20 protein-coding genes are annotated in these 24,845 nt (G+C 60.1%); 13 read left to right on the top strand and 7 right to left on the bottom strand.

Going from position 1 to position 24,845, the window contains the following annotated elements; all coding sequences use genetic code 11:
* The first annotated feature begins 397 nt into the window (after window positions 1–397).
* The 3 genes from ACN0SD_RS05445 to ACN0SD_RS05435 all read left to right on the top strand — a co-directional run bounded on the left by ACN0SD_RS05445 (window position 398) and on the right by ACN0SD_RS05435 (window position 5,600).
* Window positions 398–1,603, top strand: coding sequence for an efflux RND transporter periplasmic adaptor subunit (locus ACN0SD_RS05445; RefSeq protein WP_417807216.1), 1,206 nt, complete (start codon window positions 398–400; stop codon window positions 1,601–1,603).
* Window positions 1,600–4,659, top strand: coding sequence for an efflux RND transporter permease subunit (locus ACN0SD_RS05440; RefSeq protein WP_417807215.1), 3,060 nt, complete (start codon window positions 1,600–1,602; stop codon window positions 4,657–4,659). Before ACN0SD_RS05445 ends, ACN0SD_RS05440 begins: the two co-directional genes overlap by 4 nt.
* Before the next feature lie 191 nt (window positions 4,660–4,850).
* The gene (locus tag ACN0SD_RS05435; RefSeq protein WP_417807214.1) at window positions 4,851–5,600 is read left to right on the top strand and encodes an STAS/SEC14 domain-containing protein; all 750 of its coding nucleotides are present in this window, start codon (window positions 4,851–4,853) and stop codon (window positions 5,598–5,600) included.
* Window positions 5,601–5,648: 48 nt separating this feature from the next.
* On the opposite strand, the gene ACN0SD_RS05430 is transcribed toward ACN0SD_RS05435, so the two are convergent.
* The 3 genes from ACN0SD_RS05430 to ACN0SD_RS05420 are packed head-to-tail and all read right to left on the bottom strand — an operon-like array spanning window position 5,649 to window position 9,966.
* Entirely contained in the window at window positions 5,649–6,887 is a 1,239-nt protein-coding gene (locus ACN0SD_RS05430) for an efflux RND transporter periplasmic adaptor subunit (RefSeq protein ID WP_417807213.1), read from the bottom strand.
* Between the two features lie 5 nt (window positions 6,888–6,892).
* A complete protein-coding gene (locus ACN0SD_RS05425) occupies window positions 6,893–9,256 on the bottom strand; it encodes an ABC transporter permease (protein WP_417807212.1) in 2,364 nt (787 codons plus the stop codon).
* Window positions 9,253–9,966, bottom strand: coding sequence for an ABC transporter ATP-binding protein (locus tag ACN0SD_RS05420; protein WP_417807211.1), 714 nt, complete (start codon window positions 9,964–9,966; stop codon window positions 9,253–9,255). The genes ACN0SD_RS05425 and ACN0SD_RS05420 overlap by 4 nt, the downstream gene beginning before the upstream one ends.
* A 297-nt stretch (window positions 9,967–10,263) precedes the next feature.
* Here ACN0SD_RS05420 and ACN0SD_RS05415 point away from each other — a divergent pair, with 297 nt between their 5' ends.
* The 6 genes from ACN0SD_RS05415 (at window position 10,264) to ACN0SD_RS05390 (ending at window position 18,581) form a co-directional block, all read left to right on the top strand.
* Window positions 10,264–10,731 (top strand): GbsR/MarR family transcriptional regulator, encoded by a 468-nt coding sequence (locus ACN0SD_RS05415; RefSeq protein ID WP_417807210.1) that lies wholly within the window; start codon window positions 10,264–10,266, stop codon window positions 10,729–10,731.
* Window positions 10,732–11,076: 345 nt separating this feature from the next.
* Window positions 11,077–12,828, top strand: coding sequence for a PHA/PHB synthase family protein (locus ACN0SD_RS05410; RefSeq protein ID WP_417807209.1), 1,752 nt, complete (start codon window positions 11,077–11,079; stop codon window positions 12,826–12,828).
* An 85-nt stretch (window positions 12,829–12,913) separates the two neighbouring features.
* Entirely contained in the window at window positions 12,914–13,921 is a 1,008-nt protein-coding gene (locus ACN0SD_RS05405) for an HlyD family secretion protein (RefSeq protein WP_417807208.1), read from the top strand.
* A 3-nt stretch (window positions 13,922–13,924) separates the two neighbouring features.
* Window positions 13,925–16,663, top strand: coding sequence for a ribosome-associated ATPase/putative transporter RbbA (gene rbbA, locus ACN0SD_RS05400; protein WP_417807207.1), 2,739 nt, complete (start codon window positions 13,925–13,927; stop codon window positions 16,661–16,663).
* 4 nt (window positions 16,664–16,667) lie between these two features.
* Window positions 16,668–17,789: an ABC transporter permease gene (locus ACN0SD_RS05395; protein WP_417807206.1), complete on the top strand. Its 1,122-nt coding sequence runs from the start codon at window positions 16,668–16,670 to the stop codon at window positions 17,787–17,789.
* Between the two features lie 411 nt (window positions 17,790–18,200).
* Window positions 18,201–18,581 (top strand): hypothetical protein, encoded by a 381-nt coding sequence (locus ACN0SD_RS05390; protein WP_417807205.1) that lies wholly within the window; start codon window positions 18,201–18,203, stop codon window positions 18,579–18,581.
* Between the two features lie 51 nt (window positions 18,582–18,632).
* Here the strand turns inward: ACN0SD_RS05390 and ACN0SD_RS05385 are convergent, their stop codons facing one another.
* On the bottom strand, window positions 18,633–19,652 hold the full coding sequence (locus tag ACN0SD_RS05385) for an IS1595 family transposase (protein WP_417807204.1): 1,020 nt from the start codon (window positions 19,650–19,652) through the stop codon (window positions 18,633–18,635).
* Window positions 19,653–20,162: 510 nt separating this feature from the next.
* On the opposite strand from ACN0SD_RS05385, the gene ACN0SD_RS05380 reads away from it, so the two are divergent.
* The gene (locus ACN0SD_RS05380) at window positions 20,163–20,456 is read left to right on the top strand and encodes a plasmid mobilization protein (RefSeq protein ID WP_417807203.1); all 294 of its coding nucleotides are present in this window, start codon (window positions 20,163–20,165) and stop codon (window positions 20,454–20,456) included.
* Window positions 20,441–21,901: a relaxase/mobilization nuclease domain-containing protein gene (locus ACN0SD_RS05375; RefSeq protein WP_417807202.1), complete on the top strand. Its 1,461-nt coding sequence runs from the start codon at window positions 20,441–20,443 to the stop codon at window positions 21,899–21,901. Before ACN0SD_RS05380 ends, ACN0SD_RS05375 begins: the two co-directional genes overlap by 16 nt.
* A gap of 64 nt (window positions 21,902–21,965) precedes the next feature.
* On the opposite strand, the gene ACN0SD_RS05370 is transcribed toward ACN0SD_RS05375, so the two are convergent.
* The 3 genes from ACN0SD_RS05370 to ACN0SD_RS05360 all read right to left on the bottom strand — a co-directional run bounded on the left by ACN0SD_RS05370 (window position 21,966) and on the right by ACN0SD_RS05360 (window position 23,093).
* Window positions 21,966–22,466: an IS5 family transposase gene (locus ACN0SD_RS05370; RefSeq protein ID WP_417807201.1), complete on the bottom strand. Its 501-nt coding sequence runs from the start codon at window positions 22,464–22,466 to the stop codon at window positions 21,966–21,968.
* Window positions 22,467–22,757 carry a transposase gene (locus tag ACN0SD_RS05365; protein WP_417807200.1) on the bottom strand — a complete coding sequence of 97 codons (291 nt, stop codon included), beginning with the start codon at window positions 22,755–22,757 and terminating at the stop codon, window positions 22,467–22,469.
* 87 nt (window positions 22,758–22,844) lie between these two features.
* The gene (locus tag ACN0SD_RS05360) at window positions 22,845–23,093 is read right to left on the bottom strand and encodes a hypothetical protein (protein WP_417807199.1); all 249 of its coding nucleotides are present in this window, start codon (window positions 23,091–23,093) and stop codon (window positions 22,845–22,847) included.
* A 49-nt stretch (window positions 23,094–23,142) separates the two neighbouring features.
* Here ACN0SD_RS05360 and ACN0SD_RS05355 point away from each other — a divergent pair, with 49 nt between their 5' ends.
* Window positions 23,143–23,679: a hypothetical protein gene (locus tag ACN0SD_RS05355; RefSeq protein ID WP_417807198.1), complete on the top strand. Its 537-nt coding sequence runs from the start codon at window positions 23,143–23,145 to the stop codon at window positions 23,677–23,679.
* Window positions 23,680–23,776: 97 nt separating this feature from the next.
* Window positions 23,777–24,784 carry a GIY-YIG nuclease family protein gene (locus ACN0SD_RS05350; RefSeq protein WP_417807197.1) on the top strand — a complete coding sequence of 336 codons (1,008 nt, stop codon included), beginning with the start codon at window positions 23,777–23,779 and terminating at the stop codon, window positions 24,782–24,784.
* Window positions 24,785–24,845: the final 61 nt, after the last annotated feature.

Raw genomic sequence — 24,845 nt, 5'->3', positions numbered from 1 at the left:
GACATGTGCCAACTTTGTATGCGGCCTCATACATGGCGCGAGCTCTTATGGTGTTCGAAGGAAGGGTCCAGCTTGGCGGTCTGTTCGGCAATCAACCAGCATAGTTCACGCATGTTATCGTTCCGCTTTACGAGCCGTGACTCAGACTTGAGCGCTGGAAGCAACGCATCTCAACTCTGATTCAACCAATAAACATGCCTTGGAATGTGAGGTATGGGAGCCAAAAAAAATTATGATGAACAGCGGCAACGAACGCTCTTCTATCACGAAATTAGGCGATACATTCAGTCATTACTGAACATTATACTTGCATTCGCGATTGATCCTCTATAAACGTTTCGTCAGAGTCGACAGACCAGCCGACAAGCCCCTTGTCGCAAAGCACAAGGAAGCCGTCATGCTGATCGCTACGCTGCCCACCCACGCGCGCCGTCTTCGTGTTGGTGTTGCCATCGCCCTGATCGCGAGCGTCCTGATGGTGCCATCCGTGTCTGCGCAAGACCGCACGCCACCCCCGCTTGTGACAGTGGCTACGGCCAGCATCGCGCCCGTTGTGGGCCGTATCTCGGTGTCGGGAACGCTGGTGGCGCGCAATGAGATCCTGATTTATCCGCTGATCAGCGGCTTTAACATCAGCGCGCTCAATGTCGATGTCGGGGATTATGTCCACAAGGGCGATGTCTTGGCCGAACTCAATCGCCAGACACTTGAGGCGCAACTGATGCAAGCGCGCGCGGCCAATACGCAGGCCGAGGCGGCGGTGCGACAGGCGGCCAGTCAGATCAATTCCGCGCAGGCATCGCAAATTCAGGCTCAGGCGGCGCTGGAGCGCACGAACAAGCTCAACGCTTCGGGGAACGTGACACAAGTGAGTGTCGATCAAGCCCTCGCGGGCGCGCGCACGGCGCAGGCTGCGGTGCAGGCGGCAACCGATGGTCAGGCGGTCGCGCAGGCGCAACAGGCACAAGCCGAAGCGGCGTTGCGCATCGCCGAGTTCAATCTGGATCACGCGCGCATTCTGGCACCTGCTGACGGGCTGATCTCGGCGCGCAGCGGTCAGGTTGGCGCGATTGCGGCGGCGTCCGGCGATCCGATCTACCGGTTGATCGTAAATGGCACGCTGGAGGTTGAAGCCGAGGTGATCGAAACCGATCTTGGACAGGTAACTGTTGGGGATAGCACTGAACTAAGCGTCGCCGGTGTCGGCGAGGTAGGCGGAACGGTGCGCCTGATCTCGCCCACGGTGGACCCGCAAACACGGCTCGGGACGATCCGCATCGGCGTGCCGTTGCAAGACAGCCTGCGCTCTGGCCTGTTCTCCAGCGGCTGGGTCACCACGCAACACCACGACGGCGTCACGGTGCCGGTGACGGCAGTGCTGACAGATGCCGATGGCACCTATGTGCAGCTTCTCGACAAGGACGTGATCACGCGGCGTCCCGTCGTTACGGGTCTGATCTGGCAAAACCGGCGAGAAATCCTGAGTGGGCTTTCGGCTGGCGATGCCGTCGTGGCCAAAGCCGGGGCCTTTTTCGGCAATGGCGACCACGTTACTCCGGTGAGCGAACCCGACGCAGCGGCCGTTGCAGGAGCCGCCCAATGAACATGTCCACTTGGGCGATCCGCAATCCGGTGCCGTCGCTGGCGCTGTTTTTGGTGCTGTGCATCGTAGGTATTGTCAGCTTCTTCCGGCTGCCGGTAACGCAATTTCCCAATATCGACCTGCCGATCATCACCGTCTCGGTCTCGCAATCGGGCGCGGCCCCCTCTGAGGTCGTTAGCCAGATCATCAAGCCGATTGAATCCGCGGTGTCAGATGTCACGGGCGTCAAGCACGTCACCTCGGTGGCAACGGACGGGTCCGCCACGATCACCATCGAGTTTGAACTGAAAACCAACACCGACCGCGCGTTAAGCGATATCAAGGACGCCGTGACCGGGGTGCAATCCAGCCTACCCGCGGCGGCAAACACGCCTGTCGTCAAACGCGTCGACGTGACGGGGCTGGCGATTCAGACCTATGCCGTCGCCAATCCAAGCCAGTCGATTGAGCAACTAAGCTATTTCGTCGACGATGTTCTGGTGCGCGATCTGCAAACCGCCGCCGGGGTGGGGCAAGTCACCCGCATTGGCGGCGCTGATCGCGAGATTCAGGTCAATCTTGACCCCGACCGGCTGCTGGCGCTTGGCTTGACCGCCGATGATGTGAACACGCAATTGCGCTCGCGCAACATCGACCTTGGCGGCGGGCGTGGCGATCTCGCGGGGCAGGAATACAGCATCCGCGCGCTTGGCGGGGCCTCCAGCCTTGCACAGCTTGCGGCGACGCCGCTGACGCTATCATCCGGGCATACGGTGCGGCTTGACCAGCTGGGCAGCGTGACCGATGGTGCCTCGGATGCGCGCAGCTTTGCGATGTATGACGGCGAGCCGGTGGTGGCCTTTGCCATCTTCCGCGCCACAGGTGCCAGCGACCTAGAGGCCGCGACCAACGCAAAGGCCAAATTGGACGCGCTGCGCACGCTGTATCCCGGCATCACGATTTCGCAGATCAACGACACGACGATCTACACCGAGGGCAACTATCACAGCGCAATGGACACGCTTTACGAGGGGGCCTCGCTGGCGATCATCGTGGTGTTTCTGTTCCTGCGCAACTGGCGCGCGACGCTGATCACCGCCGTCGCGCTACCGCTGTCGATCCTGCCCACGTTTTTCGTGATGGATATGCTTGGGTTCTCTCTCAACACTGTCAGCTTGCTGGGGATCACGCTGGTGACGGGCATCCTTGTCGATGACGCCATCGTCGAGATCGAAAACATTGTGCGCCATATCCACATGGGCAAGCCCGCCTATGAGGCCAGCGAAGAGGCCGCCTCGGAAATCGGTCTTACGGTGATTGCGATCAGTTTCACCATCGTCGCGGTGTTTGCGCCGGTCAGTTTCATGTCGGGCATCGCTGGGCAGTATTTCAAGCAATTCGGGCTGACGGTTGCTGTGGCCGTGTTGTTCTCGCTGCTGGTGGCGCGGTTGATCACGCCGATGATGGCCGCCTATTTCCTGCGTGACGGCACCGCGAAAGAAGAGGAACGCGACGGCTTTATCATGCGCCAGTATATGTCGGTGCTGGGCTGGACGCTGCGCCACCGCTGGATGACGCTGACTGCCGGGGTTGCGATCTTTGCAGGCTCGATCTTTTCGGCCACGCTGTTGCCGACCGAGTTTGTGCCGCCCGCCGATACCGGCACCTCGAACATCTCAATCGAACTGCCGCCCGGCTCGACGCTTGATGATACCCGCGCCGTTTCGCGCGAGATCACCAAGATTGTCCGGCAGGTGCCCGAAGTGACCGGCGTCTTCGTCAATGCTGGAAATTCGGGCAGCATCAACGAGGCCAGCCTGACCGTGACTTACGGCCAAAAGGATGAACGCAAGCGATCCTCCTTTGCCATCGCCGACGATCTGGCAGAGCGGCTGCGCGCGGTGCCAGACGTGCGGCTGCATGTGCTGGACGCAAACGGCGCGCGGGCGCTGTCGATCAATGTGCTGGGCGACAGCGAGCAGGCCGTGACCAAGGCTGCCGAAAGCGTCGCGAACGAGATGAACACGCTGCCAGATATCCGCGATGCCACGACCTCGTCTGCGGCGGCGCGTCCCGAAATCCGGATCACGCCAAAGCCGCAGCTTGCGGCAGAACTGGGCGTCACCGCCTCGGCGCTGGCCAATACGATTCGCATCGCCACGATTGGCGATAGTGGCACCAACCAACCCAAGTTCAACGCAGGCGAACGCCAGATTCCAATCGTCGTGCGCTTGCGCGAAGACGTGCGGCGCGATCTGTTTCGCATGGCCGGAGAGCGGGTTCCAACCGCCAGTGGCGCGCTGGTGCCGCTGGGCGTGGTTGCCAACGTGACGCTGGCCACCGGGCCGAGTTCAATCAACCGCTATGATCGCAAATACCGCACCTCGGTTGATGCCGACCTTGCCAAGGGTGCGCTGCTTGGGCCTGCCACTGCGGCGGTCTCAAACCTTGCGATTGCCAAGGCAATGCCCGAGGGCACCTCGATCCAGCCAGCTGGTGACGCCGAGGTGATGGGCGAGGTCTTTACTAGCTTCGGGCTGGCGATGGGTGCCGGGATTTTGCTGGTTTTCGTCGTGCTGGTGTTGCTGTTTTCCAGCTTCATCACGCCGGTCACGATCCTGTTGTCGCTGCCTCTCGCAATCGGCGGGGCGATCTTCGCGCTCTTTCTCGACGGCTCGGCCATTGGCTTGTCGGTGGTGATCGGGTTCCTGATGCTGATGGGCATTGTCACCAAAAACGCCATCATGCTGGTCGAGTTCGGCATCGAGGCGATGAACAAGGGGGTCGAGCGCGACAAAGCGATGCTGGAGGCGGGCCACAAGCGCGCGCGCCCGATCGTGATGACCACCGTGGCGATGACCGCAGGCATGGTGCCAAGCGCGCTGGCGCTGGGACCGGGGGGCGAGTTCCGCGCGCCGATGGCCGTGGCGGTGATCGGCGGGCTGTTGCTCTCGACGCTGCTATCGCTGCTGTTCGTGCCTGCGCTGTTTAGCGTGATCAACGGCGTCAAAATTGCCACCCGCCGCTCGCTGGTGACGGTGTTTGGACTCAACCAACCGCGCGACGGCGCGCACTGATCCATTGGTGGCGCGGAGCCTCGGCTGCGCCATCAAGCAGACCCGAGAAAGCGTGTTTTCAGCAGATGGATGGGACGCGATTTGTCGTGCAAAACGGGTGCTTCGCCCACAATAGTCAGTTTGTTCAAATATTTTGGAACAAACCAAAGTCTGACGTGTTGGAGGTATGAAACCCGCGAAAGGAGCAGGCTATGTTGAACATGAAACAAGATGGAAATGTGTTCGTTCTCACCATGAAGGGCAAGGTGACAGCAGACGAAGTAACCGCATTTTATGACAAATTCACCCCTGCCATCGAAAAGGCAGACCGGGTCGGTATCGTCATCGACATCTCCGGTTTTGACGACATGACCGTCGATGCGATCCGGCACGATATTCCGCTGGAAATCGGCATGCTTGATCAGATGGGCAAGATTCCACGCGCGGCTGTCGTAAGCGACAAGGCGTTCATCGGCGCGCTTGTCAAAGCGGTCAATCCGCTGATTCCGATGATTGACATGCGCATCTTTGGCCCGGATGAGATGGACGCAGCCCTTAAATTTGCAAGTGATCTGCCCGACCGCAAGCCGAAAGGCAAAGGCGCGCATGTGATCGAGTCCTCGGATAAAAACGTGTTTGCCTTCGAGATCGACGGCTATGTCGCCGATGACGAGATGCACGCGATTTCCGCCGAAATCAACGCCCGGATCGAGCGTGGCGAGACCTTCAACGCCTTGGCGCGGATCAAATCTTTCGGCGGTCTGGACCCCAAAATCCTGACGGATGGGTCGTTCTTTAAAATGAAGCTCGGTTCGATTGAGGCGCTGAAAAAATACGCGCTGGTCAGTGACGAGCAATGGCTCAAGCCGTTGATCGGATTTGCAAACAAGATAACGGGCATTGAGATGCGCCATTTCCCTTTGGCTGACGAAGCCGCCGCGCGCGCCTGGCTAAGCGCGTAAGCCGTTGCAGGCCGCACCCCCCCTGCGGCCTGTCGCTTTGCGCGCGGATCAGTTGGTGGTGCGCTGCGCCACCGCCGCGCCATCTGCCAGACCGGCACCGGGGTAAAGAACCACCTCGGCACCAGCATCCAGACCGCTTAAAACCTCGGCCTGCGTGCCGTTGGTGTGACCGATCGAAACCGGGGTCAGATGCGCCTTGCCATCCGTGACAACGAACACCGCCCATTTGCCTGCGTTGCGAAACAGCGCGCTGGCGGGCACCGTAAGCGCATTGGCGTCTTCCCAAGTGATGATGCGCACCTCGACACGATATCCGCTGCCCAGCCCCTTGCGCGCGTCGGCGGGATCGGTGAAGCGGATAATCGTGTTCACGCGCTGCTCTTCGACGCCAAGCGCCGAGACCTTGGTAAAGCCCCACGGATCGACCCGGTCAACAACGCCGCTCAGGGGTTTGGCGCCACCCCATCCGTCGATGATCACCCGGTCGCCAAGCGTGACCTGAACCGCGTCGGTCGACAAAAGCTGGCTAAGCACCTCAAGATCGCCCGAGACGTCGCCGACCTGCAAAATCGGCGTTCCTGCGGGTAGGGTCGTCTCGCTGACTTGCAACACCTGAAGCACCCGCCCCGAGACTGGCGCGGTGACGGGCGTGGTTTCAGACCCTTGCGGGGGTTGGCCATTGGTCAAAGGGTGCGGGTCACTGAACCGCACCAGCCGCGCCCGCGCACTGTCGAGCGCTGCGATCTTCATCGCGATGTCGGCGCGCGCAGTATCGACCGCCGCCTGCGCCACCCGCGCACCTTGCTGGGCCTGATCCAGACTTGCCGCGCTGGTGGTGCCTCCGGCGCGCAGGCCTTGCGTGCGCCGAAGCGTGCTATCAGCCAGATCCTTGTCAGCTAGCGCCTTGGCCATGCCCGCTTGGGCCGCCTGCACCGCCGCCTCGGCGGAGCTGATATCGGCGCGGGCCTGATCGCGGGTGCGCATGTCAAGCGCGTCGGGGTTGGCGGGCAGCATCTTGGCCACCACCGTCTCGCCGCCCTTGACGACGTCCCCCGACACCACCTGAACCCGCAAGAGCCGCCCCGCAAAGGGCGTCGAGACAACGTAAGTGTTATGCACCTGCGTCTGCCCCTCTTCGTTGATCGTGACCGCCATTGGCGTGCGCGCAACCTGCCCCATATCGACCAGCGTCGGGCGCGGCCAGAAGGCATAGGTCAGCCCGGCCCCGATCAGGACGACAGCACTAACCCCCATCCAGAGACGCGAATGCTTTTTCTTTGGTGCCATAACGGTCACTCCCTGGTCTTGAGGGCCGACACAAGGTCGAGCCGGTCGATATCGCGTTTCACCAGCCAGCCCGACAGCACCGAAGCGATCAGGATGGCCAGCGCGGCCGTGCCGTAGCTGGGCGGTGAAAACATCGCGGGCACCCGGTAAAGGTCGCTGCTGAACCCCGCCGACATTGCGAAAGACAGATAATAGCCAAGACCCGCACCAACCGGAATCGCGATCAGCGTCACCACCGCCAATTCACCCAGCAGGATAAAGGCCGTCTCGCCCCGCGTCAGCCCCAACACCCGCAAACTGGCCAGATCGCGAGCGCGTTCGGCAAAGGCAATGCGCGCGGAATTGTAAACGATGCCAAAGGTGATGACGCCGGTGATCAGCACCATGATGTAGCGCATCGCCCCCGCGCCCTGATCCATCACCTTCTGAAAAGCCGCGCGGGCGTCTTTTTTCAGACTTACCCCCGCGACCGCCGGCATTTTCTTGAGCGTGACGTAGATTGCGGCGCTCTTGGCGGTGTCGATTTTCAGATAGGCCCCCGACATCTGCCTCGGCTCGCCCAGGGCCCGCCCCAGCGCGCCGATTTCAAGATAGCTCGGCGAGCCCAGCAGCGTGTCCGCCACGCCCGCAACCGGCAGGTTCAGCACGGGTCGGCGACCATCGCGCACCTCGGCTTTGATGCTGTCACCGGGTTTCACGCCCAGCTTTTCGGCCAGCGCAGTGCCAAGGATGATACCATCGCTGCGCAAACGGATCGCGCGGCCATCTTTGGCCATTGCGCGGTAAAGCTGCGGCTGCGCGATCAGCCCCTCGATTGCGCCGCGATAGCTTTCTCGTCCGTTACGCAGAACAACCGGCACGCTGCGAAACGGCTCGACCGCCAGCACGCCGTCGATGGATTGCAAGTTATACAACATGCTGTCCGATACCGGATTGTCGAAGCTGACCGACGCGTCAGAGCGGTCGATGACGCTGTAGCTTTGCTTGATCGCTGTGTTGAACGCCGCCAGCACCGTCAGCATTGCCACCGACAGCGCCATGCCCGCCGCGATGCCGATGACGCCGCCAAGGGCACGCCCCGGTGCGCGCGTCATGTTGCGGATCACCATGCGGGTCGGCTGATCCAGCGACGCCTTTAGCCGCCGCCCAAAGCCCGCCGCGCGGCTGTAATCAGCAGGGGCCGGTGCGCGCATTGCCACTGCCGGGGTTAGCGCAAAGACGCGCCGCAACACCAGCGCGCCACCAACCGAGGCCGAGGCGACCGAAATCAGGAACCCCAGAATAAACGACCCCGGATCGACACGAAACACGATGAAGGGGAACTTGAAATAATGCTGGTAGTAAGCCGCCATGCCGCGCCCGGCCATCACGCCGCCAAGACAGCCCAGCAACGCACCGCCCACGGCAATCAGCAGCGTAAATTTCAGGTAATACAGCCCGACCTCGCGCGATGAATAGCCAAACGCCATCATCAGGCCGATCTGCTCGCGCTCGGCCTGCACCATCCGGCTGACGACGATGTATAGCAGGAACGCCGCGACCCCCAGAAAGATCGGCGGCACCCCCACCGCCGAGGCCCGCAGCCCACCGATTTCTTCGGTAATATAGCGGTTTGAGGTCTGGTCCGCGCGCGCATAGGCACCGAGACCCCCATAGGGCGCCAACAACGCATCCGCGCGCGCCAGAACCTGCGGCATCAGCGCGTCACGGCTGACCGACATCAGCGCCTCGTTGAAAGACCCGGTCAGATCGAAGGCAGCGGCAAGCGCGGAATTGCTCATCCAGATCACCGCAAAGCGGCTGTCATCGGGCATCATCTCGCCTGGTGGGGCTGCGAATAGAAACTCGGGCGATTGCGCCAGCCCGACGATGCGCAAGCTGCGCCGCGCCCCATTCATCGTCGCGGTGATCGTGTCGCCGGGATGCAGGTTTCGGGCCTTGGCAAAGCCCTCCAGCAGCAGGATTTCATCGCCATGCCCGGAGTCAAGCTGCCGCCCCTCGGTCAGGTAGACATTGTTGAGGGCGGGCGCGCCATAATCGGGCAGCGAGACCGCCTGCGCGGGCAAAGGCAGCGCCACGCCGGGCAGATCAATCAACGCGCCCGCGTTCACCCGCCCCTGCACCGAGGCGACGCCAGGTATATTGGCCAGATCGGCCAGCACCCGGTCAGGCGCGCGCTTGGCGGGGGCAAACACATCGGCCAAGCGGTAGCGCGCGTAATAGGCGTCACGCGTCTCACTCAGCGTCGACACCAGCCCCTGCATCATCACAAGCATCAACACGCCCACGGCGATCACCGCGCCAATCGCTGCGGCTTGGCCTTTCATCCGCCATAGGTCGCGTCCCAGTTTGTGATTGAGCGCGCTCACCACTCGATCTCGTCTGGCGAGAGCTTCTTTTTGTTTTCGGTCACTTCGCGCACATCGCCATCGGCGAAATCAATCACACGGTCAGCCATACCTGCAGTGGCAGCGGCATGGGTTACGATCATCACCGTGGCACCCAGCCTCTCGTTGACATCGCGCAGCACCTTGAGAACCGCGCGCCCCGTCGTGCTATCCAACGCGCCCGTCGGCTCGTCGCAAAACAACACCGTGGGTTTTTTCGCGACGGCCCGCGCGATGGCGACGCGCTGTTGTTCGCCCCCCGAAAGCTGCGCGGGAAAATGATCGGCGCGCTCACGCAGGCCGACCATCGCCAGCGCCTCCTCGGCGTCCATCGGATCGGGCGCGATCTCGGTCACCAACTCGACATTCTCGCGCGCGGTCAGGCTGGGCATCAAGTTGTAGAACTGGAACACAAAGCCGACATGATCGCGCCGGTAGCGTGTCAGCGCCGCATCGCTCAACTCGGAAAGGTTTTGATCGCCAAACCACGCCTCGCCCTCGCTTGCTCGGTCCAGCCCGCCGATGATGTTGAGCAACGTCGACTTGCCGCTGCCCGAGGGGCCAAGCAGCACCACGAACTCGCCTTGCGGGATGTCCAGATCAACCCCGCGCAACGCCCGCACTGCGGCCTCGCCAGTGCCGTAAGTTTTGGTCAGGCCGCGCGTGCGGAAGGCAAGATTAGGACGGGCCATGATGTCAGACGCAACTCCTAAATGGCAATTCAGTCATTATTGAACAAACAATATATTTCACAAATGACCCACGCGAGTCAATCCGGTCGCGGCCTTTTGGCTCCTGTCGGTCAAGCCCAAACGCTTCTAACGCAAACACAGGGGAACTCGTCGCGAAACGCGGGGTTGAACTTGCCGTGGCCTATGATTCATTGCTTGCGAAGCCCTGTCACGTTCAGCTATGAATGAACGGACTAGTTGCGATCAATTCGCACCGTGCATCCGATGTGCAAGCGCAGCCAGAACAGGAAGCCCAAGATGGATACCGACACCGACCTGACGAAAATCCGCGAGGAGTTCATCGAAAAGATCGGGATCATTGCCCAGGCCGAGGGGATGCCGCGGATCTCGGGGCGGCTGTTCGCGCTGCTGGTCTTTGAGGGGCGGCGGTATTCCTTTAGCGAACTGGCCAAGCAACTTGAGGTCAGCCGTGGCAGTATCTCGGCGGTGGCACGGCTGCTGGAAGATCGCGGCCTTATCAAGCGCGTCGCCAATCCCGGCGACCGGCAGGACTATTTTCAACTGGGCGATGCGCCTTACATGACCCTGCTGCAAGGCGCCGCGCAAAACGCGCGTCGATCAAAGCACGAGATCGAGACGACAATCGCCCAACTGCCCGCCGCACAACAAGACCTCGCAGCGCGCCTTCAAGCCTATGCAGGCTTTTACGACGCCATCGACGAGAGCATGTCGGTGGCTGCGGATCGGCTAGACACCAAAGAATGAACAAGGCATCTGGCCGCTATTGCCCCGCAGCAGATGCCGATAGTCGTGGATAGGCCGCCGCTTTGCTGAACTGGCATGCGATCTTTGGCCAATCTTGAGCCCCTACCGATACCTCGGATGCCGCAGCCCGGCTCTGCCAGCTTCAATCCTGTCCGAGTTATGCGGGCAGTGAAGAAGCCCGCAACTTTGAACTTTATGCCAATTGGCGGCCTGCCATCTCCCTAACGCATGCGTTTTGAACACCGGACCGAAACTTGCGTCCGACAGATGGAAAAATCATTCACTTTAATCTGAACACACTGTATAACAGCAGTCGTGCTGAGATCAGCCGGATGGAGTAAGGCGATGGCCGAAAAATTGCCAACAATGTCAGCCGCGAACCGGACGTGCCGTCCCGCAATCGACGTGCATCATGCGACTGCCGCTATCGACAAAATGTTGCACGCGAATGTTGCTGCGCGCACGGGTGGGCTTTCGCCAATCGCGCTCAGTCAGGTCTGGTGGGACTGGGCGGCGCATCTGGCCACCTCCCCCGGTCGCCAGACAGAGCTTGCGATCAGCGCTTGGATGAAAGCGCTGTCCGTGGCCAACGCGACCCTTACGCCCGGCACCGTTTCAAAGGACGTGCGCTACCGCGATCCTGCGTGGCAGGTTTGGCCCTTCAACCTTTTTGCAGCCACTCATAAGGCGCAGGAAGACTGGTGGGCAGAGGCCGCAACCGGCTTGCCCGGCGTTTCCAGCGCCCATGAGAAGGTCGCCGCATTCAGTGCGCGCCAGATGCTTGATATGATGGCGCCGCCCAACAGCATCCTCACCAACCCTGAAATTCAACGCGAAACCCTGCGTGAGGGCGGCGGCAACCTGATCCGGGGGATGCAGCATTTGCGCGAAGATACGATGCTGATGGCAAAGGGCGAACGCCCGGCCGGAATGGAGAACTTCGTCGTCGGCAAGACGATTGCGGCGACACCCGGCAAGGTTGTCTTTCGCAATCACCTGATGGAGTTTATCCAATATGCGCCGACAACCGAAAAGGTCCGCCCCGAACCGATCCTGATCGTGCCAGCGTGGATCATGAAATACTACATCCTCGATCTGTCCGCCCATAATTCGATGATCGGTTGGCTGGTGGCGCAGGGCTTTACCGTCTTTTGCATTTCTTGGCTCAATCCCGATGCAAAGGACCGCGATCTTGGGATGGATGACTATCTGGACCAAGGGGTGATGGCGGCGCTTGATGTGGTGGGCAAGATCGTGCCGGATCAAAAGATCCATGCAACGGGCTATTGCCTTGGCGGCACGCTGCTGACCATCGCCGCCGCCGCGATGGGGCGCGACGGCGATGACCGGCTGGCATCGCTCAGCCTGCTCGCCTCACAGGCCGATTTCACCGAAGCCGGAGAGTTGACGCTATTCATCAACGACAGCCAGTTGGCGCTGCTGGAAGACATGATGTGGCGGCAGGGCGTGCTAAAGGCCGATCAGATGGCTGGCACCTTCCAGATCCTGAAATCGAACGATCTGATCTGGAGCCGGATGATCCGGGAATACATGCTGGGTCGCAGGGGCGAGCCGAACGACCTGATGGCGTGGAATGCCGATAGCACGCGCATGCCCTATTGCATGCACTCGCAATATCTGCGGCGGCTTTACATGAACAACGATCTCGCCGAGGGGCGGCTGGACGTGCGGGGTGCCAAGGTCGCGTTGGCGGATATCAAGGGGCCGATCTTTGCTGTGGGCACCGAACGCGATCATGTCGCGCCGTGGAAATCGGCCTACAAGATCCAGCGTCTGACCGATACCAACGTGACTTTTGCGCTGGCCAGTGGCGGGCATAATGGCGGCATCGTCTCGGAACCGGGCCATCCGGGTCGCCACTTTCGCATCCGCACGACCCGGCACCGCGAAACCTATCTGGATGCCGAGGATTGGGCCTCCCGCACGAAAACGCGCGAGGGATCGTGGTGGACCGCCTGGAGCGACTGGTTGGGCGAGCGGTCGGGCGCGCCCATCAAGCCACCGTCAATGGGGGCAGCCAAGGCAGGATTGAAACCGCTTTGCGACGCACCCGGAGAATATGTCTTTCAAGAGTGACTTGAGACAGGTCATGGCGCGCTGGCACGGCTTGCGCATAGTCACGACTGTCCAAAATGCTCGCATCACGATTGGGCTAGTTTGAATGAAATACCTTCGTCCTCTTATCGCCGTCGCTGCGATCGCGGCAGCCCTCGCCGCAATCGCTTGGTATGTGTGGGATCAGAATACCGGACAGTTGCCCGCAGGTTTTGCCACCGGGAATGGCCGAATTGAAGCCGATCAAATTGACATCGCCACGCGCATCTCTGGCAGGATCTCCGAGATACGGGCCAGCGAGGGTAAGCTTGTTCAGAAGGGGGATATCCTTGCGGTGATGGACACGCGCGAGCTTGCTGCGCAGCTGGCGCGATCCGAGGCCGACTTCCGCGGTGCCGAAAGTCAGGTCGATGAGGTCAAGGCGCTGATCGAACAGCGCCGCGCCCAATTGACGCTCGCGCAAGAAGAATACGCCCGCTCGCAGCAACTGATCGAACGTGGGGTCAATTCGCAGGCGGTCGCGGATCAAAAGAAATCGCAGTTCGCCTCTGCCGAGGCATCGCTGAACGCCGCGATGGCGCAGCTTACCTCTGCCGAGCGCAGGGTCGAGTCCGCAAAGGCGCTTGTTGTGCTGTATGAAACGCAGATCGCCGATGCGACGCTGACCGCACCGGTCTTCGGTCGCGTCCTCTATCGGCTGGCGCAACCGGGCGAGGTGCTGGGCAGCGGCGGCAAGGTGATGACGATCCTTGATCTCAGCCAAGTCTACATGGAAGTATTCCTGCCCGCCGATCAAGCCATGCGAACAGGGCTTGGTGCCGAAGCCCGCATCAGGCTTGATAGCATTCCTTACGCAATCCCCGCCTATGTCAGCTTCATCTCGCCCGAGGCGCAGTTCACGCCAAAAACAGTCGAAACGGCGGAAGAGCGCGAAAAGCTGATGTTCCGCGTCAAGGTCCGGCTACCCGAAGAACTGGTGAAGGCCAATATCGAGCAGGTCAAAACCGGCCTGCGAGGGGTCGCCTACATCCGGCTGGCTGGCACCGAGGATGAGCCTTGGCCCGCCGAATTCGTTGGCGAGCCGCTGCCCGCCGCGGCCACGACGGGCAACTGAGGCATGACCGATACCGCCCCCATCGCCAGCGTCCGCGCGGTGACGCACCGCTACGGCAAGGTCACGGCGCTAAAGGACGTGACGCTTGATCTGGCCGCAGGACAGATGCTTGGCCTGATCGGGCCGGACGGGGTGGGTAAATCCACGCTGCTCGGGCTTCTCGCGGGGGCGCGCAAGATACAGTCTGGCGAGGTGAAAGTGCTTGGCGGCTCGATGGCAGAACGTGGTCATCGCGAAGGCGCATTCCATCGTATCGCCTACATGCCGCAGGGGCTGGGCAAGAACCTTTATATGGAGCTGAGCGTTCGCGAGAACCTTGATTTCTTTGCGCGCCTGTTCGGACATGACGCCGCAGAACGTCAACGGCGGATCGAGCGCCTCTTGAAGGCCACCGGACTCGACCCGTTCCCCGACCGTCCCGCGGGTAAGCTCTCGGGCGGGATGAAACAGAAACTCGGTCTGTGCTGCTCGCTGATCCACGACCCCGATTTCCTGATCCTCGACGAGCCGACGACCGGCGTCGACCCGCTGTCACGCGGCCAGTTCTGGGATCTGATCGACGATATCCGCGCCGACCGGCCGGGGATGAGCGTGCTGGTGTCCACCGCCTATATGGAGGAGGCGGACCGCTTTGACTCGCTTGTTGCGATGGATGCGGGCCAAGTGCTGGCGACCGGCACCCCCGAAGAGTTGCGTCAGCAGACGGGCAAGGATGATCTGGAAGCTGCCTTTGTGTCGCTCTTGCCGCGCGACAAGCAGCGCGAGGGTGGGCCGCTGGTAATCCCGCCGCGCGAGACCCGCGAAGGCGGTCCGGCGATCATCGCACGCGGGCTGACCCGTCGGTTTGGCGATTTTACCGCTGTCCATGATGTTACCTTCGAAATCGAGCGCGGCGAGATTTTCGGCTTTCTCGGCTCGAACGGGTGCGGCAAGACGACAACGATGAAGATGCTGACCGGCCTGCTGCCACCCTCCGAAGGCCAGGCGCTGATCTTTGGCGAGCCGGTCGATGCAAACGATGTCGCCGCGCGCAATAATGTTGGCTTCATGTCGCAGAACTTTTCGCTTTATGGCGAGTTGACGGTGGCCGAAAACTTTCGCCTGCACGCGCGGCTTTACCATCTGCCCCCCGATGTGGCGCGCGCGCGGATGAAGGAATTGTTCCACGATTTCGATCTGTCCGAGTATGGCGACAGCCTTGCCCGCAGCCTGCCGCTTGGCCTGCGCCAACGCCTGTCGCTTGCCTGCGCGGTTATCCACTCACCCGCAATGCTGATCTTGGACGAGCCGACATCGGGCGTCGATCCGGTGGCGCGGGACGAGTTCTGGGTTCTTCTGGCGCGGCTGTCACGCCGCGACGGTGTGACGATCTTTATCTCGACCCATTTCATGAACGAAGCGATGCGTTGCGACCGGATCTCGCTCATGCATGCGGGCGAGGTGCTGGTTTATGACACGCCGCAAAACCTTGCGCGCGAGAATGGCGCGACGTCGCTTGAAGAGACCTTCATTCGCTATATCGGTGGCGCAATCGGCGCGGCGGATCAACCAAGCGGTGCGGCGCGGGCGGCGATCCACGACATCGCAACCAAGGCACCGAGCGGGCGCAAGCGCAATCCCGCGATTGGTCGGCTGCTGGCGGTCAGTCGTCGCGAGATGCTGGAGGTCATGCGCGATCCGATCCGGTTGGCCTTCGCGTTCCTCGGCTCGATGATCTTAATGCTTCTGTTCGCCTACGGCATTTCGACCGACACGACGGGGCTGAAATTCGCGGCCTTCGATCAAGATAAAACACCCGAAAGCCGCGCCTATCTCGCCAATTTCGAAGGCTCCACCTATTTCGACGAGATGCCGGAAGTTTCCAGTCTCGCAGAGCTGGAACAGCGGATGGTGGCGGGCGAGATCGGTTTGGCCATCGAAATCCCCGCCGGATTTGGCCGCGCCGTCACGACGGGTCAGCCGACGAGCGTCGCAGCCTGGATCGACGGTGCCATCACGTTCCGCGCCTCGATGACCGAAGGCTATGTGCAGGGTGCCCATAGCGCGTTCCTAAGCGAGCGGGCGCGGGCCGAGGGGATGGGCGGCACGGCGCAGCCTATCGTCAATATCGAACCCCGCTATCGTTATAATCCCACTTACGAAAGCCTCGTTTCGATGGCACCCTCTGTGCCCGCGATCCTTTTGATGCTGTTCCCGGCGATCCTGATGGCGGTCAGCGTATCGCGCGAACGCGAGATTGGCACGATCACCAATTTCTACGTCACGCCGACATCGAAGTTGCAGTTCCTGCTGGGCAAACAACTCCCTTATGTCGGCATCGGCTTTGCCAACTGGCTGATCCTGACCGGCATGGCGGTGTTTCTGTTCGGAGTGCCGCTAAAGGGCAGCGCGCTGGCGTTGGCCTTTGGTGCGGTGACCTATGTCATGGCCGCGACCGGCTTCGGCCTCGTGATCGCGACGATGGTGAAAAGCCAGGTCTCGGCCGTGTTTGCGACGATGATCCTTGCGATGATGCCGACGGTGCAGTTTTCGGGCCTCAATCAGCCGGTATCCTCTCTCGAAGGCGTGGCGCGGATCATGGGGCAACTCTGGCCCACCAATTATTTCATGCAAATGAGCATCGGTGCCTTTAACAAAAGCCTCGGCTTTGTGCAGATGGCACCGAATATCTTTCTGGTCTTCGCCTTCGTGCCGGTTTTCGTCGGTATCGCCGCCCTCCTTTTGAAAAAGCAGGAGGCATGAGGCGATGCGGCACCTGAGCAACATTCTCTGGCTGGCCTGGAAAGAAATGCTGTCGCTTTGGCGCGAGCTTTTACTGCTCGTGCTCGTGATCTATTCCTTCGGCCCCGGTATGTATATCGAAAGCTCCGGTGCGGGCGAGACGATTAGCAACACCGCCGTGACCTTTGTGGACGAGGACCGCTCAAGTCTCAGCCGCGCGCTGCAAACCGCCCTCTACCCGCCATATTTCCTGCCGCCGATGACCGCAGAGGCCAGCGATATCGACCGCCTGATGGACTGGGGCGAGACGATCTTTGTCGTCGTTGTTCCCCGCGGTTTCGAGGCCGATGTGCGCGCCGGACGCAGCCCCACGATCCAGATCAACATCGACGCCACCAAGACCATGCAGGCGAGCGTTGGCACCGGCTATCTTCTGGCGAATATCAATGCCGAAGTGGCGCGCTTTGCCGCAGGCCAGAACGTGGCGCAGGCATCACCCGTTGACCTTGTGTTGCGGCGCTCGTTCAATCCGGCGGGCAATTCGGTCTGGCTGTCGGCCATCTCCGGCTTGCTCAACCAACTCTCGATGTTGACCATCGTGCTGACCGGTGCCGCGCTTATCCGCGAGCGGGAGCATGGCACGATCGAGCATCTCTTGGTGATGCCACTCAATGCGATCGAGATCGCACTCGCCAAGATCCTTGCCAACGGGTTTGTGGTCTTTGTGGCCTTTGTCTTTTCACTCTTCGTCGTGGTGGAGGGCGCACTCAAGGTGCCGTTCGCCGGATCAGAGGGGCTGCTCCTGGCAGGCACCGCGATCTATCTCTTTGCCGCCGCCGCCATCGGCATTCTTCTTGGCATTGTTGCCCGCACGATGGCGCAGTTCGCGCTGCTCATCATGCTGGTAATCATGCCGATCATGATCTTGTCGGGCGGCATGAGCCCGATCGAGAGCCAACCGCTTTGGCTGCAACCGATCACCTGGCTCTTGCCATCCCGTCACTACATGGATTTCGCAATCGCCATCACCTATCGTGGCGCAGGCCTTTCAGTCGTTTGGTTGGAATTTCTGTGGACCTTCCTGCTGGGTGCCGCAGTGCTGCTGCTCAGCCTGCTCCTATTCCGCAGATCGGTCGCCGGCCGGTAGTTGAACGCAAGCGGAAGTGTCAGAGTGAAACCGCTTGCACCACTTCGCAACGGTTTTGGGATTGATGCCCTGCGCCTCGAACGACCCCTCTGGCAGCACGATTGAGCTGCCGCGTCTGCGCACCCATCACGACGCAGCCGACTTGTAAACGAGCGCCGCTCCACGACCGCCCCCGATTTCACAGTGCGTCCGACCCTCGCCTTCCCGGCTCAAGCGCCTTGAACACACATATATGCTCGAAGCAAAAAAACGGCCCCAACTCCACTATACCATTAGGTTCTTACGCGCGCGTCAAAATTATCGAATTATGTTTTCAAAAAAACCCTATTATCCACGAGAAAAAGCAGGAGGCGCGCCAAGTTCGCGTGCGACAGCTACGCGGACATTACGGACGTTGCCTGTTCGACCGATTTGCTGTTTTATTCGGCAATGACGTCCACTCACGATATCCTTGCAATCACACTCGCGCAGTTCCCTTTGCCTCCCGAGGCATTCCCTCCGGATGGGACATTTTGGCTGACGCTTTACCTCGTTGGCGACCCAGCCCCCTATGTGACGGTCAGACCAGAACTCGAAGCGAACGGCTGGAAAAACCTGTGCAATCACGATGATTTTGCCGGGTTCTCCTATCCGAAGAGAAAGGTGCGCAACGATGTTGGGGAGGTTCGAGATGTGCTGCAATTGGCGATCGCGACCTGCCAGAATATGGCCATGGGGATCAGCTTGATCGACGCCGATACAGCGTTTGACCTGAAGAGATCGACCTTCAGGACGCTATACAAGGCAGCCTAGAGACCGTTCGCAATGGGCTCTCAGCGGACCTTCGCAGTGACGGGGTCATGGTCACCGAAGACCCCACGACGGTGTGCGTCTCATCTGGCGGCCGACGGCTCCGTAGAGTAGGCCTCGCATCTGGTCCACAACCGGGATGGGCCTCCATACGGTCGTGGTCTCGGCGGTTGAGAGGCCCGAAGAAGACTTCCTCTTCCGCACTTTGCTCTCCGGGGTCCTGTGGTTCCACCGCCAGATGATCTCGTCCAGGTATCGCTGTAGGTGCTTCCGTCCGAGGCGGTGATATACGCCGATCAGAGCGCGCTGGACGACCGCGTTCACTGCCTCAACGGTGTTGATGTGCGCCCCGGTCTTCGTATTCGCATACTGGCGCTTGTTGTGCTGGATTGTATGGTGGCTGGTAAAAGATGTCCCGATCTTTCCGTAACTTGGATTCTTGTCGGTGATGAGCGCCGAGGTCGGGTCGACCCAGCCCTCGATGATGGGCTTCATCGTGCGCCCTTGAGCATTCGGGATGAGCACGGCTCGAGCCTGATCGTTTCGCGCAGCAGCAACGAGCGCGATCGGTTTGCCTGTTCCTCGCCCCCGCTTGTTCTTGACGCCATGGCGGAACTTCGGCTTGCCGCCGACGAAGGCCTCATCGACCTCGACCACCCCCGACAGTCGGCCGGCAATGCCCTGCCGATCATCCATCATCTCGCGTATGGCGTGGCCAAGCTTCCACGCGGTCTTCTGGTTCACCCCCAAGATGCGCGACATCACGACCGACGAGATGCCCTTGGAAGACGTCAGCACGAGGAACATAGCGGTGATCCAGGTCCGGAGATCCAGCTTTGTCGCGTGGAGCGGCGTCCTCGTGGTTACGGTGAACTGGCGGCGGCATTCCCTCTCGATGCACTGATACAGGCCGGGGCGCAAGGATGCACCGCGCAGCGGGCGCGAACTCAAGCTGCCGCAATGTGGACAGAACCGATCATCGCCCCAGATGGCGTTCTCGAGGAAGAGCCGCGCATGCCTTTCGGTCGGCATCTTCTTCCAGACATCGCGGACGGACTTCAGTTCGGTGATCATGGAGTGGCCTCGCTTCGGGGGGAACCCAGAAGATTGGCTGATTTTTCCTAACCGGAAGCGACTACGTTATGGCGCAGCCGGGGCCTTCGCGAGGAAAGCAGGCTGAGCATTTCCAAAAGCCCTGCTTTTTCTCGTGGATAATAGAGAAAAAAACTTACGGATTTCATAATCAAAAATGTGAATGGAGCAGATTTGGGCACCGCCTTGAATTCAGACCTACTAAGTTATCCACATTATTCGCCACGAATTGCCCCATAAGCGGCGGAATCGCTGTTTTAGTGGCCTGCGCAATGGCTGCAGAAGGTTATATTGAGAGCATACCCGACGCGGGTCCCGACGAAAATAAAATATCTGAAACAACGCGCTTTTCGCGCGGATCTAGGAGAAATGCCTTGCACCTGAAGAACGTTTACCCACACCTCAGCGCGCCTTTTATCGAGAATAAAATTGCGGGCTACTTTGGCACTGAAAGGACTGACACATCTGCCGCTTTCAAGGGAGGTCTCTGAAATGGCCCAAAGACGCCCTCATGAAATCAAGGTCCGACTATCCGATGTCGAACTCGCTCTTATCGAAGCCAGACTTACCAGTACAGGATGTGTCACGAAGGCCGACTATCTTCGCCGCTGCGCCACAAATGCCATGCCGCAACCGAACACCCGGGATGCCGAAATTGCTGAAGCACTCGGCCGCATCGGGTATTCACTCAACCATCTGGGGCCCAGCCGTGCAAGAGACTATCGCGCTCTTGTTCAGGAGGTGAATGAGTTGACCCGCGCGATCTACGCATGGGCAGGGTTCTGATTATGCGAGCGATCACTAAGAAACATGATGACGCCAGCTTTGTGCAGGATTATGTCCTGCGCGATGGGGCCGAGCCAATCGGCGGCACACTTGCAATCGGTGGTCGGCACGAACTGTGCGCGCAGTTTAGCTGGCTCGGTAATCAGCATGGCTATCTGCACATCACACTCTCGCTGCCAGTAGGAATGCGCGCCAACTCTGAGCTTTGGCGGCAGATTGCTACCACACAGCTCGAGTTGATGGGTCTTCCGCCACTGCAAATTCCTTGGGTCGCGGCTCGCCATACTAACAAGACCTGTGATCACATTCACATCGCGATCAGCCTCGCCACTTTTCTTGGCAAAGGCCTGACACCTAATCTGTCGCGGCGCGCGACTGATCGTAGACACCAGACGCTCGCGAAGCTCCTCGAACTGCCCGTGCCAGAGTATTTCGATCCTGCGACGCCAACGCTGCGCCCGCCGACACCCAAACGTAACCTTAAAGGGCAAGCCGCAAAGCTTTTGCATCGCGCTCTCGAAAAGATCTTTGAGATCGCCCCGCCCCTGACGCTTGAAGATTTGGCGGCGCGACTGAAGGCTGGTCCGGAGCCAATCACTTTTTTCAGCGAACCGGCGCGATCAGGGGCCCAAAGCTACCTGTTCGCGACGCCGCACGGGACTCTACGCGGCAGCGAACTTGGCCTCGCGTGGGAGCCGAGGCACCTACGAGGGCGCATCGCCCTCGCAATGGCGCACTCCGTCTCTCGCTTAATTGCCGACCTCTACCCCATCCGCAAACAACTGGAGGAATTGATGCATGCCGCAAAAACCGAAATCACTGCAGCCAAGGTCGCGCTTCAAGGTGCTGACGAGCCTCTGGAAGTCGATCGACGCAAAGACCGACCGACTGATGCCACTGCTGGATCTGCTCGAATGGATGAAACGGGGGCCCTCAGATCTTGGAGAGAAGTTCTTGGAAGCGTTGATGCTCTTGAACGAGGAATTGAGGATGAACCGCGAACTCAGGAAACTGCAGATGGATGCGCAGGAGGCCAGCGCGGCGCAGCAGGCCACGTTGGAGGAAAGACTGACAGCGCTGGAAAACGGCCAGATGCGAATGGAGAAGAAGCTCGACGCTCTGCTGAAGACACTGCAAATCCGGATGAAATGAGCTTCGGAGTCTGGCTGTCGCGCACCTTCCACCTTCTGCGCTCGAATTATCGTATCTGGAAGTGGTCCCGCATCCCGGGTGAACTGGCGATTCAAGTAAAATTCGCCGAGGACGACATAGCGAAATTATCGGCCGCAGGAGTGCAAATTCTGGAGGATGGACCGCAAGCGTTTAGGCTTGCGGAGGAGATAGGATATATCGCAATCAATACCGAAGCGATCAGTTCAGATGAAAAGTTTTCGCACGAGGCCCCCTCTTCACTTGAAGAAGACGATAGCCCGGGATTTCCATGAGCAATATAGCTCTCAGCTGAGTTGTTCCGGAAATTTTCGGGCTTCGTCTAGGGCGTGTTGACGTTCACTTCAATCGGATCACGGTGGCCGCGATTGAGATGAATGCGTTGAAGCTGGCGTCAGTTTTGCAGCAGCGCATTGCGATTTCCCTGTATTCCTTGAGCTTTCCAAAGAGATTCTCGATCAAGTGCCGCCATTTGTAGGTATCGCGGTCGAAGTCGGCCGGGAACCGTCGGTTGGATTTTGGCGGAATGACCGCCTCGATTCCGGCTTCGGTCAGCGCATCACGTAGCCAGTTTGCGTCGAATGCCCGGTCGGCAAGGAACTGGCCACACGTTAGCCCTTCGATCAAAGCCGCCGTGCCGCGCAGATCGTGAGCCTGTCCGGGCAGCAACCGGAAGTCGATCAGATCGCCCAAGGCATCCGTCGGCGCCATGATCTTACTGGTTATGCCGCCACGAGAACGCCCAATGGCCTGGCTTTGAGCCCCCCTTTTGCGCCCTGCCCATGACGGTGGACCTTGACGATTGTGCCGTCCGCTGCCCGGCAGTTGATTGCAACGCAATCAATGAGAGGGGATCATCGCGTATTCAAAGTCGGAGTCTTCAGCTAATACTCTGAACATACGATAGAATGCATCTGCCTTGACCCATCTGCGAAACCGCTTGAAGACGGTGTTCCATCCCCCGAAATCTGACGGTAGATCGCGCCAGGGGCATCCCGTTCGCATGATCCAAAGAACCGCCTCAACAAAAAGACGAGGGTCTGGCCCAGTGCGACCGGGATCACATTTCCGGCCAAGACAGAGCGGAGATATAGTTTCCCATTGGGCGTCGGTTAAAGCGGTGCGGATCAAGGTTGCCTCCCATGTTTGCAACCTTGAATCATTCAGTAACCGATTTGGGAATCCTTAAACGTCAACACGCCCTAGCCAATCCGCCCTTCAAGAAGGCAGATATCCTTTGCTCTCCAACCATTCTGTAATGATGCGTTCGGCCATCGAGGAAACGGAGCGGTGGTCATCTCGAGCAGCCTGCTCGAGTGCTTCTTTTAGCGTCGGGGTGATGCGTAATCCTAGGGGAGCGTCGCGACGTTCGCTATTGTTTGACATTGTTAGTAAAATCCTATTGACGTGCTGCCGTTTCTGGCTATACTGACAATTACTAACAATCGTGACGAGGTCAAGAAGCATTGCCGTGCTTCTCAACCTCTGACCATCCCAATCTGTAAAGGAGATCAAGATGGCTACCCAAACTGGTATCACCCTCGCTGGCGGGATCAAGGCTACTGCGTGGCCGCGGCGGCAGCAGACGTCGACGCATGCGGGCGCGATCTCGCCCGCGCATGGCGCCTTTGTTGAGCTTGCGCGCGTCCTTCTTGATGCGACCGACGCCGAGGAATTTCGCGCCAGCAGCATGTCTTGGGATCCGGCTTTCTGCGATCCTGACGTTGCTGCAAATCTCGCCTTCGATGCTGTGCTGCACGCAGCGCGCGCGGCTGGCGATGCGCCTATCGTTATCGGTTCGGATCGCAAACTGGTCTACGCGGCGCGTTACATCGCCCGCAGCCTGACGATTGAAGGGGCTGAGGCGCGTGGTGAGGCGTTGCATTTCCTCGCGGAGACGCTTTCGCTCTGGGGGCGCGCCTCCGATGGTCTGAATGCGCGCCGGATCGATGCGTTGCTCGATCAGACCTGCGAGCGGCTGTTGCACCTGCACGCGCTGTTGAGCCCGGAGATGATCCCGCTCAGCACTGAGGGCTTCAGCTTCATCGGCTGAGCCACGCGCTTTCCACTTTCCATGACATATAGACGCCCGATCGGACGCGCCCCTTGGCGACGGCTGTGATCGCGCGCGACTTCGAAAGGCATCTGCGATGACCAATTCCATTGATGTAACGCTTCCTTATGTCCTCCTGCCGGGTCAGGACGAGCCAATCTACCTTCCGCGCCGCTCGCGCGGGACACCGCCCGAGCTCTGGTGTGATTTCCCCGGCGCGATCCTGCCCAATTGGCAGGCGGCAGCCGAAGCCAAGGGCTTCACTGCGCTGCGGCGCATTCGCGACAAGCAGCATGTCGTGCTGCGCTGTCACGCCTGCGGCAAGCTCACTGCGCAGCGCAGTTACACGCTTTTGACCGCAAAACTCGCCTGCGCGGCCTGTCCTGATCAGGCCAAGCACGCGCTTGCCAAAACAGCCGGAATGACATTTCTGTCCTATGACTCCGAGAACCGCCATGAAGGGCTGTTTCTCTTGCCCTGCGGCCATCAGGAGAAGCGCCAATTCGGTTTTGTCGAGCAGGTCGCGGCAGGGCAGCGCCAGAACCACTGCGACATCTGTTTTGCTGCGCGTGAAGAGGCAGACGCCAATGCCAATGGCTGGTCCATCCTCGGCCCGGACCCGGAGGGTAACGCAAACTATCGTCTCTATCTACACCGTGACGGATGTGGTGCAGTTGCCCGCGTTGCACGCAGCAATTTCCAGACCCGTCGGTTCCAGTGCCCGGAATGCGGCGACGGTTGGACAAGCGCGCCCAGCAATGTCTATGCGATGCGGTTCCGGCTTGAAGACGGGACGCCTCTGGTCAAGCTCGGCTTCTCTCGCGATCCACAGTCGCGGCTTTATCATCAGCTTCTCAGTGGTTCGAGCGCCAAGGGAGAGCTGCTGAAAGTAGTGGCGATGCCCAGCGGGCGGATCGCAAAATCGCGCGAGATGTCGCGCCATGCCATCATCAAGCGCGCGCTGCCCCATGCCATCGTGCCACCTGAGTGCTTCGCGCGACAGATCAAGGTCACTTCCGAGATCTACGCGATTGAGGCCGAACCGCTGATCTTGAGCCTGCTTGATGAACTCGCGCAGGAGTTTCCCGGGGCTGACGGCGGCTGATTCCCAGCAGACGATCGCCCCAACCTCCACGGTGCCGGGGTCTCGAAATTTGCCTGCTTCC

This window comes from Thioclava sp., assembly GCF_048263065.1.
Classification (GTDB): domain Bacteria; phylum Pseudomonadota; class Alphaproteobacteria; order Rhodobacterales; family Rhodobacteraceae; genus Thioclava.
The sequence above is the reverse complement of the archived record's forward strand: the minus strand, read 5'-3'. Positions and strand labels throughout refer to the sequence as shown.